13 protein-coding genes are annotated in these 12,113 nt (G+C 58.8%); 8 read left to right on the top strand and 5 right to left on the bottom strand.

The window, feature by feature from the left end; all coding sequences use genetic code 11:
- Positions 1-313 precede the first annotated feature (313 nt).
- On the top strand, positions 314-664 hold the full coding sequence (locus tag JWR14_RS08615) for a hypothetical protein (protein ID WP_299704544.1): 351 nt from the start codon (positions 314-316) through the stop codon (positions 662-664).
- Positions 665-689: 25 nt separating this feature from the next.
- A complete protein-coding gene (locus JWR14_RS08620) occupies positions 690-1,226 on the top strand; it encodes a YMGG-like glycine zipper-containing protein (RefSeq protein ID WP_299704507.1) in 537 nt (178 codons plus the stop codon).
- Positions 1,227-1,289: 63 nt separating this feature from the next.
- Here JWR14_RS08620 and JWR14_RS08625 read toward each other — a convergent pair whose 3' ends face one another.
- Entirely contained in the window at positions 1,290-2,141 is an 852-nt protein-coding gene (locus JWR14_RS08625; RefSeq protein ID WP_299704509.1) for an IclR family transcriptional regulator, read from the bottom strand.
- 179 nt (positions 2,142-2,320) lie between these two features.
- Between JWR14_RS08625 and JWR14_RS08630 the strand changes: the two genes are divergently transcribed.
- The 5 genes from JWR14_RS08630 to JWR14_RS08650 all read left to right on the top strand — a co-directional run bounded on the left by JWR14_RS08630 (position 2,321) and on the right by JWR14_RS08650 (position 6,456).
- Positions 2,321-3,088 carry an ABC transporter substrate-binding protein gene (locus JWR14_RS08630; protein ID WP_299704512.1) on the top strand — a complete coding sequence of 256 codons (768 nt, stop codon included), beginning with the start codon at positions 2,321-2,323 and terminating at the stop codon, positions 3,086-3,088.
- Between the two features lie 30 nt (positions 3,089-3,118).
- Positions 3,119-3,775 carry an amino acid ABC transporter permease gene (locus JWR14_RS08635; RefSeq protein WP_299704515.1) on the top strand — a complete coding sequence of 219 codons (657 nt, stop codon included), beginning with the start codon at positions 3,119-3,121 and terminating at the stop codon, positions 3,773-3,775.
- Complete coding sequence (locus JWR14_RS08640) at positions 3,772-4,515, top strand: amino acid ABC transporter ATP-binding protein (RefSeq protein WP_299704517.1); 744 nt, start codon at positions 3,772-3,774, stop codon at positions 4,513-4,515. The genes JWR14_RS08635 and JWR14_RS08640 overlap by 4 nt, the downstream gene beginning before the upstream one ends.
- Before the next feature lie 9 nt (positions 4,516-4,524).
- A complete protein-coding gene (locus tag JWR14_RS08645) occupies positions 4,525-5,817 on the top strand; it encodes an FAD-binding oxidoreductase (protein ID WP_299704520.1) in 1,293 nt (430 codons plus the stop codon).
- Positions 5,818-5,985: 168 nt separating this feature from the next.
- Positions 5,986-6,456, top strand: coding sequence for a hypothetical protein (locus tag JWR14_RS08650; RefSeq protein ID WP_299704522.1), 471 nt, complete (start codon positions 5,986-5,988; stop codon positions 6,454-6,456).
- Between the two features lie 151 nt (positions 6,457-6,607).
- Here JWR14_RS08650 and JWR14_RS08655 read toward each other — a convergent pair whose 3' ends face one another.
- The 4 genes from JWR14_RS08655 to pyrE all read right to left on the bottom strand — a co-directional run bounded on the left by JWR14_RS08655 (position 6,608) and on the right by pyrE (position 11,210).
- Positions 6,608-8,140 (bottom strand): GGDEF domain-containing protein, encoded by a 1,533-nt coding sequence (locus JWR14_RS08655; protein WP_299704523.1) that lies wholly within the window; start codon positions 8,138-8,140, stop codon positions 6,608-6,610.
- Between the two features lie 518 nt (positions 8,141-8,658).
- Positions 8,659-8,799 carry a hypothetical protein gene (locus JWR14_RS08660; protein WP_299704525.1) on the bottom strand — a complete coding sequence of 47 codons (141 nt, stop codon included), beginning with the start codon at positions 8,797-8,799 and terminating at the stop codon, positions 8,659-8,661.
- 1,351 nt (positions 8,800-10,150) lie between these two features.
- On the bottom strand, positions 10,151-10,546 hold the full coding sequence (locus JWR14_RS08665) for a VOC family protein (RefSeq protein ID WP_299704527.1): 396 nt from the start codon (positions 10,544-10,546) through the stop codon (positions 10,151-10,153).
- A 148-nt stretch (positions 10,547-10,694) separates the two neighbouring features.
- On the bottom strand, positions 10,695-11,210 hold the full coding sequence (pyrE, locus tag JWR14_RS08670) for an orotate phosphoribosyltransferase (RefSeq protein ID WP_120311168.1): 516 nt from the start codon (positions 11,208-11,210) through the stop codon (positions 10,695-10,697).
- Between the two features lie 279 nt (positions 11,211-11,489).
- Here pyrE and JWR14_RS08675 point away from each other — a divergent pair, with 279 nt between their 5' ends.
- A complete protein-coding gene (locus JWR14_RS08675; RefSeq protein ID WP_299704542.1) occupies positions 11,490-12,014 on the top strand; it encodes a hypothetical protein in 525 nt (174 codons plus the stop codon).
- The last annotated feature ends 99 nt before the right edge of the window (positions 12,015-12,113 follow it).

Genomic DNA, 12,113 nt, shown 5'->3' on the forward strand with positions numbered 1-12,113 from the left:
TACCTGCATCCTCTTGCCGGCGCGCGGAATGACAGATGATTTTTCGACTGGTTTTCGCCAAAAACATATTACTTAACGCTGTCAAATATCTTTCGAATAAGCGCGTTAAAGGTAGTTTTGTAACGATCGGAAAAATGACGCGTAACGTCTGTAATGGCACTTCGTGGTCAACTGAATTAGCGTTCAGTTGTGCTCCTTTAATTCAGTGGATCGCGAGACGGTCCAATATCTGCTTACGGTAAAAGGGACGGGGAGCGTGTCATCAAACCAGGTTGGGAGAAATGTCGTGAAACGCCTGAATTCTTGGCTACCGCTGGCGGCGGTGGCAGTAACCGCGGCCTGTATTTGCGCGCCGGCGAATGCACGGGTTTTTGTGGGTGTGGGGGTTGGGCTGCCCTATTACTACCCGGTCGCGCCGGTTCCGTATTACTACCCTTACGCTTATCCGCCAGTCGTGGCCGTACCGGCGCCTCCGCCGGTCAATTATGTCGAACAGGGACAGGTGCAAGAACCCGCGCAGGGTCCGGGGCCGTCGGCCGATGCCTCCGGACAGCAAGGCGGTTCCTGGTACTACTGCGAGGCATCGAAATCGTATTACCCGTATGTGAAGGAATGCCCGGCCGGCTGGCGTCCCGTGGCGCCGCAGCCAGGCAACTCTCAGTAACCCTTGAACGGAAGGTCAAAGCGTCATGAAGTATCCAAGACTTGCATTACTCGTTTCGATGGGGGTTTCGCTGGGCATTCTGGGCGGTTGCGCCGTAGTGCCTTCGGGACCGAGCGTGATGGCCCTTCCCGGCACTGGCAAGACTTTCGACCAGTTCCGCGCGGATGACGGCTCGTGTCGTCAGTTTGCGTATGGACAGGTGGGTGGTGACCAGGCCAATCAATCCACGACCAATAGCGCGGTGGGCAGTGCGGTGGTCGGTACGGCGCTGGGCGCCGCGGCAGGTGCGGCGTTCGGTGGCGGTTCGGGCGCAGCCGTGGGTGCGGGCGCCGGCTTGCTGGCCGGCAGTATGTTTGGTGCGTCTAACGCGCAAGGTTCGGCCTATGACGTGCAGCGGCGCTACGACTACGCATATCTGCAGTGCATGTATGCGAGCGGTAATCGGGTGCCAATGCGTGGTCGCATGATGAGCGCAGCGCCGCCGCAAGGCGTTTATTCGACGCAGCCGCCGCCCCCGCCACCGCCGCCCGGAATGCCGCCTCCGCCGCCGCCGGGGTATTGAAGAAAGCTTGCTTTCGTTCGCACCCGGTCGAGGGGTTCTGTTGGTGGAGTGCGAACGAAAATCCTATCCCAGAGTGCGGATCGAATTGCTGATTCCGCGCGCGCAATCAATCACTGCCGGCGCCAGGCGTTGCTCTGCTTCGGCGAGCGTCCAGCGGCTCGTGGGCGCAACAACATGCACCGATCCCACCGGCCGCCGCTCCCCGTCAACCACGGCCGCTGCAATCGTCATATCGCCAATAAACAACTCTTCCCTGTTCGACGCATACCCGCTAAGCCTCGCTTGCGCCAGCCGCGAATCAATCTCGCCAAGATCCGTCACCGTGTATTGCGTGTGCGTCACCCGCTCACTCCGCTCCAGCAGCGCACGTGACTCGTCCTCCGGCAACGCCGCCAGATAAGCCCTCCCTGACGCAGTGCAATACATGGGGATGCGACTGCCAATCGGCATGTGGATCGGCAAGAATTTCGTACACACAAAGCGCGCGACATAGACCATCTCGACCCCGTCCGGCTCCGTCAAGTTGGTCGTCTCCCCCGTTACATTCGTCAGCTCCGACAGGAACGGATTGGCAACATCAATCAACGTATCCGCGGCAAGATAGTTAAAGCCAATCTGCATTGCCTTCGCCGCAAGCTGGTAACGCTTCGTGCGCGGATGTTTCTTTACATACCCCAGTTTTTCCAGCGTATAGATCATCCGCTGCGCCGAACTCTTCGTGATCGACGTTGCCTCCGCCACCTCCGGAAGCGTCATCGTCCGCCGCTGCGCACTGAACGCGCGCAGCACTGCAATGCCCTTCTCCAACGACTGATTAAACAGCGCATCTGACGGATCTGTTGCATCTGACTTCTCAGACGCGTCGCCAGTCGTTGCAGGCACGTCCGTTTGAAGGCCCGGTTTGATTCGGTTCATGGATTTACCCAATTGTTTGGCTCACGGTTCGAAATCATCATGCAACGTTATCATATCGAATATCGATACAAATATTTCGATTGACGATTTTTTTGTCTCGAATATGATGCATAAAATACCAATAAACGATTTTTTGGTTGGTCCGTCCCATTGTTCCTTCCCAATAAGTGGAGAGCCTCATGTTCCAGTTCGTCAAACGCTTCGCCTGTGTCTTCGCAACGGGATTGCTGCTCACAGGCGCACCGGCGTGGTCGGTGGCCGCTACCCCAAGTTACGCGGTCGGAGCGACGGCCACGGGCGTGCCGTTCACCTTCCTCGATGTGAAGTCCAATTCGATCCAGGGCTTGCTGGTCGACGCCATCACGGCGACCGGGAAGGCGTCAGGCTTTGACGTCAGCATTGAACAAACCACGTTCTCCTCACTAATTCCATCTCTGACCACCAAGAAGATCGACATCATTTCGGCCGCCATGCTGAAGACGCCCGCACGCCAGCAGGTCGTCGACTTCTCGGACACAGTGTATTCGTATGGCGAAGGCCTCATCGTGCGCGCCGACGACGCCGGCAAATACCCGTCAATGGACTCGCTCAAAGGCGAAGTTGTCGGCGCTCAAGTGGGCACGGCATTCGTCGACGCGCTGAACAAGAAAGGCATTTTCAAGGAAGTTCGCACCTACGATTCCGTCGCCGACATCATGCGCGACGTCGCGCTTGGACGCATCAAGGCTGGCTTCGGCGATCATCCGATCATTGCTTACCAGCTCCAGCACAACCCGAATCCGCAACTGCGACTGGTCAAGGAATATCAGCCGGAAGTGGTGGGCCAGGTCTGCTTCGTTGTACGCAAGGGCGACACGGCCACGCTCGACCAGTTGAACGCGGGCATCAAGAAGATCAAGGCGGACGGCACCCTGATGCAGATCATCAAGAAGTGGCAGGTGGAATAAAGACATCCTCAGCATAAAGAGGATAGAGCCATGTTCTTCCAGAACGCCATCGAGTTCCTGCCGATCCTGCTGAAAGGCGCGGTCGTCACGATCGAGATCACCTTCTGCTCGTTCATCCTGAGCACGCTGCTCGGACTCCTGCTGGCGCTGATGCGCGTGTCGTCGAACAAGTTCGCTTCGCACGGGGCCTCGACGTTCATCAACGTGATCCGCGGCCTGCCGATCATCGTCCAGCTCTTCTATATCTACTTCGTGCTGCCCGATCTCGGCGTGCGTTTGTCAGCGTTCCAGGCGGGTTTTATCGGGCTGGGCATCGCCTATTCCGTCTATCAGGCCGAGAATTTTCGGGCGGGTATCCAGGCGATCGATCACGGGCAGATAGAAGCCGCGCAATCCATCGGCATGCGCGGCGCGCTGATCATGCGGCGCGTAGTGTTGCCGCAAGCGTTCAAGATTTCACTGCCGTCCTACGGCAACACGCTCGTGATGATGCTGAAGGACTCGTCGCTCGCCTCCACCATCACGGTCGCTGAAATGACGCGTGCCGGACAACTGATCGCATCGTCGACGTTCCAGAACATGACCGTGTTCACGCTGGTGGCGTTGCTTTATCTCGGACTCAGCCTGCCGCTCGTCTATGGCTTGCGCCGCCTCGAACGCCGCCTCGGCCTCAAAGGGAAACGATGATCAAGGTCGAATCGATTCATAAGCGCTTCCACGATCAAAAAGTGCTGAAGGGCGTCAGCCTTAACGTTGAAGCGGGTCAAGTGGTCTGTCTGATTGGCCCGTCAGGGTCGGGAAAATCGACGCTCCTGCGTTGCATCAACGGCCTGGAAACGCATGATGCCGGCACGATCACCGTGGACGGCAATGCAGTCGATGCTCGCTCGAAACACATTCACGAATTGCGCATGCAAGTGGGCATGGTGTTCCAGCGCTTCAACCTGTGGCCGCACCGTACCGCACTGGAGAATGTCTGCGAGGGCCCGGTGTTCGTGAAAAAAGAAGACCGTGTGCAAGCCCGCGAAAAGGCGCGCCATCTGCTCGACAAGGTCGGGCTCGGGCATCGTATGGATGCTTACCCGTCTGAGTTATCGGGCGGCCAGCAGCAACGCGTGGCGATTGCCCGCGCGCTCGCCATGGAGCCCAAGGCCATCCTGTTTGACGAGCCTACCTCTGCCCTCGATCCCGAGTTGGTCGGCGAGGTCCTGAGCGTGATGCGTCAACTCGCCTACGACGGCATGACGATGATTGTCGTCACGCACGAAATGAGTTTTGCGCGCGAAGTGGCAGACAGGGTGTGCTTTCTCTATGACGGCACGATCTGCGAGGAAGGCGCCGCCGATCTGCTCGAACGCCCGCAACATCCTCGCACGCGCGATTTCCTGCGCCGGGTGCTCACTTCCTCCGACGCGCCTTCGACCTGAATATCCAACATGAGCCTCGTTGAAGTTTCACGACCGTTGCCGCCCTCTCTCTGGGCCGCGACGGCGGAACCAGCCGTCGATACCCCGCCGCTCGACACCTCCCTCAAGACCGATGTGCTGATTGTCGGTGCGGGTTATACCGGTCTGTCAAGCGCCTTGCATCTTGCCGGGCACGGCTTGAAAACCTGTGTGATCGATGCCGACGAACCGGGCTGGGGCGCCTCCGGGCGCAACGGCGGCCAGGTGATCCCCGGGCTCAAATACGATCCGGATGAACTCGTCCGCCGATACGGTTCACGCAATGGCGAAGCCCTCACGCAGATCGCAGGCAGCGCCGCTGATACGGTCTTCGACCTGATCGAACGCCACCAGATCCAATGCGATGCCACTCGCAATGGCTGGATTCAACCCACGCACTCGGACAAGCTGCTCGGCACACTGCACGCCCGCGCGCGGCAGTGGGAAGCTCGCGGTGCACCGGTCGAACTGCTCGACCGCACGCAGGTTGTGAAGCGGCTCGGCACTGAAGCCTTTGTAGGCGGCTGGATCGACAAACGCGCTGGCAGCGTGCAACCCCTGAGTTACGCGCGTGGACTGGCGCGTGCGGCCAAGGCAGCGGGTGTCGCGATTCACGGCGCCACCCGCGCCGTCGCACTCGAACGAAGTGCCGACGGTTGGCGTGTGCGATGTGCAAGCGGTGTTGTCATCGATGCGAAACAGGTGCTGCTCGCGACCAACGGTTATACCGATGCGCTTTGGCCAGGTCTCGCACAATCGGTGATTGCTGCGAACAGTTTCATTGTCGCAACCCGGCCTTTACCCGACGATATTGCAGCCACCGTGCTGCCTGGACGCGAAGTCGCGTCGGACTCGCGGCGGCTCTTGCTGTACTTCCGCAAGGACGCTGCAGGCCGCTTGCTGATGGGCGGTCGGGGCCCCTTCCGCGATCCGCGTACCGCCGCCGATTGGGCGCATCTTGAACGCGCAGCACGGTTGATGTATCCGCAACTCGAAGGCGTCGAATACGAGTACCGATGGGCGGGACGGATCGCCATTACACGCGATTTCCTGCCGCATGTGCACACCCCTGCCGAGGGCTTGACCATCGCTCTGGGCTATAACGGACGCGGCATTGCGATGGCGACAACCTTGGGCCAGCATCTGGCCGCGTTCATGAGCGGCGCGGCACAGGGGTTGCCCCTGCCGCCCACATCGATCAAACCCATTCCCTTTCATGCGCTGCAGCGCGTCTATATCAGCGCGGGCGTGGCGTGGTACGGCTTGCTGGATGCACTTTCCTGACAACTGTCCGATGACACCTTGCGTGCAACGCCTGGCGAAAAAAAAGACCCCCGCGAACCGAACAAGCGTAAATTCATTGGATAGGTTCCGGCCGGTTGCGTGGCAGTTGCCTGGCTCACGCAACGGGTCAAACGTCGAAGTCGGACAAGCTGTACAGGAGGAGCAACCATGAATACAAAACAAAGTAAAAAGGGACATCTCGAAGCCGCAGCGTCGCATCATGAGCAGGCCGCGCGATTTCATCGCGAGGCGTCACACCATTTCGGAGCGGGCAAGGACTACGACCATGCCGCCCATCAGGCGATCATGGCGCACGGCTACGCGCTTCACGCCATAGACGAAGCCAACAGCGTAGTCAAACACAACGCGGGTGCGTCGACGGTATTGCCGGCGCCAACGGGCACATCCGAAAGCACGACCGCAGCGCAGCATCACGCAACGGCGGCGGAACTCCATGGGCAGGCGGCGCAGCATTTGCGCCATGCAGCCAAACTCTTCGACGATGACCGCAGCGCGGTCGCCCACGATACCCAGTTAGCGTTTTCCCTTGCCGTACGTGCGTTAGCTCATGGCAACGAGGCGGCCCGGCAGCATGTCACGTTAATGCGGGAGAAAGGTCCTGTGACCGGCGCCGCATGAAAGCGCGCGGTTGAAAGGACGTTGCCGGCAACTGGATATAGGGCGCCGTCACGGCCCTGGCTTCTTCGATCAGAAAGCTTTAAACGAAGAAGCCAAGGCGCATCCGCGCAGCGATCCGTCCCACATTCGCTATGCGTGAAACCAACCGGGCCTAGGTCGTAACAGCCGCGCTGCCGAATGGCTCGGCCATGCTCGTCTGGTTTCTGCCCGCGGCCTTTGCCCTGTACACAGCCAGGTCCGCCACCTTGATCAGCGCGAGCGCGTCGGCCACCTCTTCGGTATCGGTACAGGCCACCCCAATGCTTACCGTGATGACCCCATGTTCGCTGCCGTTGTGCTCGATCGCCAGACCGCGGACAGACGCGTGAATGGCGGCGGCAACCACGGACGCGCAAGCGCGGTCCGTCTCCGGCAACACCACGACAAACTCTTCCCCGCCGAAGCGCGCAGCGATGTCGCCCGGCCGCTGGCTATTACGCGCGATCGCCTGCGCCACAGCGGTCAACGCGTCGTCACCGGCCTGATGGCCGTACGTGTCGTTGTAGCTTTTAAACCGGTCGATATCGACGAACAAAAGCGCCAATGGTTTTCCCGAGCGTTTTGAACGATGCCATTCAAGCATGAGACGATCGTCCAGACTGCGCCGGTTACTCAGGCCGGTCAGCCCGTCGATACGCGTCATATCGCGCAACTGCTGCTCCACGACCAGCCTGTGCCGGAATTCCACGGAGAGAAGCTGCGCGGCAAACAACAGGCCGACGATCAGCAGTGCAGTGACAATGCCGATAAACCACGCCCGGCTCGTCCAGTCCGCGAAGACGTAACGGGTCGCGGGCGCAATGATCACGATCATCTTCAGCTTGTCGAACCTGCGAAAGTTATAGAGCCGCTCCTCCCCGTCTTTTCCAGACTTGCCGATAAATGACGTCTCATGCGTCTTCTCGAAGCGCTCGAAATTTTTTCGTCCGCTGAAGTTTTCATCGACCGAATTTCCATCGTTCGGATAACGTAGGATCACATGCCCGTCGTCCTGCAAGAGCGTGATGTTCCCTCCTGGGCCGATCTGGACGCCCGATAGCAAATTCTCGAAGTAATCGAGGCGGAATGCCGCCACTACCACACCGGCGAACGAGCCATCAGGATGGTTCACCCGCCGGCTGAACATGAGGTCGACTTCGCCGGGATTCAGGCGCGACTGCAGTGGACGGCTGACGAACAGACCCAGCTTCGGATTGTCGCGATGAACGGCGAACCACGTTCGATCAGCCAGATCGACGCTGCGTGGAATCACGCTAGTGGAATCCACAATGATCCTGCCTTTCGAATCGAGGCACAACAACGAGCCTATGTACTGGCTAGCTGTAGCAGAGCGGTCGAAGAGGAGTTCGCGGCGCAGGTGGTCCGGCAGCCGCATGACATCCGCGTCTTGTGCACCATCCACGGCTGCCTGGATGGAGAGGTCCGTGAGCTGGGTGGTGTAGGTGATGTCGTGTTCAATGACGCGCGCGAGATTGTCCGCATTCTCGATCGCGCGAGCGGTCGCGTCATGATGCCCTTGAACGAGGATCGCCAAGGCGAACCCGAGCACGATCACCGAGAAAGCGATGCTGCCTAGACCTATCGCATTCGGATGGCGCGCTAAAGCCGCTCTTAGCCGAAAGAAAATAGTCGGTTTTTTTAACATTCGAAGGCTTCCAACGCTAAGGCGCTATTGTCTGGCGCTGATCGGATCCGAGCCGGCCGGCGCCTGTTCGCACTTCGCCGATCGACCCTCGCCACTCGCGGGAAACGGTTTCCCTAAAGCAGCAATTACTCGCGCAATCCGTCATTGCCCTGCATGCGCGTCTCGCCTTTTGATCTGCCTACTTGTTGCTGGTCCTTAGTGTGCGCCCCGCCACCCATTCGTCGTGCAAATATTCTATGCGTTCCAGGCCGCGCCGCGATGATCTTTCTTCTCTTGTTTGCTTCCCTTGTATGCGCTTGCCGGTCAAGGCTGTCATTGCACTATGAGGGCGTCAATCTAACTGTAGCGCAGCGAAATGCCGGATACGAAAAAGCCGTTCCGGCGAAATGCAGAACGGCTTTTTCAAGAACTGCTTAATCGCGATGCTGGAGATCTTGAAGATCTCGCTGCTGATGCCGCGGAATTGACCGGCTATCGATGCCGAGCCGGCACATCGATCAACGGTAAGCTCCCCGTAATCAATGGCAGCGATTTTCCCAATGATGATGCACTCGCACTTTGTGGCACTCGCGATGATGGTGATACGGCGCAGCGTAGGCCGGCGCGATAGCGCAGAACGTGGTTGCCGCGACAGCGAGGGCGATGGCGATTTTCTTCATGGTGTTTTCCATAAGTGTGAGGCGGGTAAAAGTGAAGTGGTTTCACAAAGCGAGTAATTCATGCACAGGTAATACAGACGCCGACATCGGCGGACGAATTCAACCGCATCAACCTGGCATTCACGGTTGATGATGATGTTGATCACGCGTCCCAAGAGATTCCCACCGGTCGATGGTTGTTCACCTACTCCCCTGTTAACGGCGCAAATTCGAAATGGATAACAATTTTTCGCATTTTTTTGCAATAAAAAGGGCTGGGGTTTACGAGGATCAAGCGTGAATCAGGACGAAGATCGGAATATGGGTTGAGTCTGGACAGTACTTCAGTCGAACCACGTTTTACGTCGGCATTTTGTAATCCATCTAAAGTCTGGCGAGTCATCCGGTTGGTATGCGCCGTTCATCAATCACGCCGCATGTCAGGCTACGGCGTGCAGTTTGGCCACGCGCGGCCACATACACGCAAGGCTTGTTCCTCGTACTTTCAGCACCGCTTGTCATGCGGCGTAACGCATGTAAGCAGCCTTGCAACGCAAGAGAGGCAAGCACGACCTACACTCAATATGCGTCTTCTCCCAAGACGCGGTTGTGAGTGATGCAAGTGACTGCAGCTTGGCCCGCCCTTTGGGGTGGGCCGTTTTTTTTACGTTTGATCACGTCGTTCTGATCACGCCTCTTGGACAATGCTCACGCGCCCGGATCAGCGGCCGCAGTGTGCGGCAAGCATGCTATTTCCATCCGGCCGGATCGTGCCACTGAAAATCCCGGGCTGGTCATGACAACCGAGTCTCTATGAACCGAATCCTGTTTGCTCCGTGTATCGCCTGTCTATTGTTGGTTTCTTCAGCCTACGCGCAGTCCACTCCGGACATGGCCAACTCGGCCATCGCGCAGAACTTCCAGTACATCAACCACCCGCCCGCAGCGCCGGTTCAAGCCAGCGCTCCGGCCGCGACCGGCAGAGGTCGTGGGCACAGGCACCAGCAGGCCTCGACTGAAGCCGATCAGACTCAGTAGCAACAACGCCTGCGGCTCTGCGGCTTCATGCCTGGCGGAAAAAAGGGTTGCCGATCCTTTGGATTGTGAGTGCTGGTATATCGCGGTGAACCGGGGCCTCGCGCACTCGCGTTCATCTCGCGGGTGGTTTCCGCCATGTCGCGCACGTGCATGACTTTCCCATGCAGTCCTGACGATCTGGCTAGTATCAGAGCAAACACCTTGAGCCTGGCCTCCGTGGCATCACGTCCAATCTTCGGCGTCACCCTGTTTGTCTTCGCCGATGACCTCTCCGGCGCCTGCAACTATTTTTCGGGTAGCGCGAATGCTTAGCCAAGCATGGGCAAACAAACCGTCAGGCGACGATATGGCACACCGCTTCAACACGATTGCCCGCCGGATCACGCAAGAACGCGGCGTAATAACCTGGATGGTAGTCGGATCGTAGCCCCGGGGGACCATCGGAGCGTCCCCCGGCCTCAAGGCCGGCCGCGTGGAACGCGTCGACCTGCGCACGGGACGTGGTCTTGAAACACCAGTGGCGCTTGTTCTCGCCTATCGCACCCTGATCCAGGTACACCGCGAGATAGCTCGACGCAGTGTCCTGCGGGGTGCATCGCTCGCCGTATCCCAGCGCGTGAGGAAGGTCGTATACCTTCGCTGCGCCGAGCGTGCTCATGATCGCGTCATAAAAACGCCGGGCGATATCGAGATCGGGAACACCGATAGAAACATGATCGAGAAGCTGCATGCTCGGCCGCTCAGGAATGAAGGCTCAGGGTGGAGTGCTTAGTAGACGCAGAAGCAGAAGCGGGCGAAGCCTAAGCAGAAGTCCTGCTCATTGGCCCGCTTAATGGCCCGTTCATTGGCCCGTTCATTGGCCCCGCTCATTGGCCCACTTACTGGCCCGCTTCTATCTGCGAGAAGGTATAGAGGGACTTTAATTCGATCCCAATTCCTTCGAGCATTTCCTTGCCACCGCTTTCACGGTCGATCACGCACAGCGTCAGCGAGACCGGCACGCCGTCGGCACGCAGTTTCGCCACGGCGTCGGAGATCGCACCGCCGCTCGACACAATGTCCTCGACCAGCACAAGCTTGCGTCCGGCCAGATCCGCACCTTCCGCATATTTGCACGTACCGTACTCTTTCGCTTCCTTGCGGATATACGCCGCGGGTAAGCCCGTCACCTGGCTCAGCATGGTCACGATTGGAATGCCGCCCATCTCGAGACCGCCCAATATTTCTGTGCCGGGCGGGATCAGGGGCACCATCGCTTCCGCAATCGCCTTCAGCAGGACGGGATCGGACTCGAAGCGATATTTATCGAAGTAGGTGTTGCTGCGCTTGCCTGAACGCAATAGAAAATCGCCGCTCAACTTGGATACTTCGCGGATTCGCCGGGCAATGGTCATGAATGGTTTCCTCTTACTTTTACCGGGTAACAATTGTTTCGCGGTCGCAAATCTACGCGAAAACTCGCTTTGGCGGAAGCAATAATCCCAAGCCCGGTGATCCAATACGGCGTAATGGCAAGGTCCCGGCCGAATCATCCGGCCGTCGAAGCGCTGGATCAAACGTCCTCAAACATGCCTGCCAAGGGAGAAGGGATACAGCCCTGCACGCGCCGAGCGGCGATAGACTCGGGGCCCGCACCCTTTCCCATCCCGTCAGCATAGCCACTGAACACGCCCATGATCACCCTGAAAAAATCCATCGAAACCTATATTCGGGCGAAGGATGGCAATCGCCCGTTTTTGATCGCGGACGCGTTTACCGCCGATGCCGAACTCACGATGCAAGTGAATACCTCGGAAATCTCGTTCCCGGCCACTGTGAACGGGGCGAAAGCTATTTCGAAGGTGCTGGTGAGCGAGTTCGCCGAGCGTTATGAGAACGTCTACACGTTCTGCATCGGCGACCCGCCCGCCGCGGGACCGTCGTTCAGTTGCGACTGGCTTGTCTGTATGTCGGAGAAAGGCACCGGTCTGGCGCGTGCCGGTTTCGGCCGATACGACTGGTTGGCGGCGGAAAATTCGGGACAGGTCCGGCAACTTCGAATCACGATAGAAGCGATGACAACCCTGCCGCAGGACACGGTCGAGCCGATCCTCCAATGGGCCGACGCCCTACCGTACCCGTGGTGCCCTCGTGAACGGCTTGGCAAGGAAGTGCCGAAGATCACAGCGATCGACCGGATCCGGGCCGCGCTCGCCTAGCGCATCCGCGCCATGGAAGCAGAGTGAAACGCTTGGGCCGGAATCTCCGGCCCGAACCCGCCGAAAGCGTTCAAGATGTTGCAGTCCCGGCGAAATCCG

The sequence above is a fragment of the Caballeronia sp. genome (assembly GCF_028292365.1).
Taxonomy (GTDB): domain Bacteria; phylum Pseudomonadota; class Gammaproteobacteria; order Burkholderiales; family Burkholderiaceae; genus Caballeronia.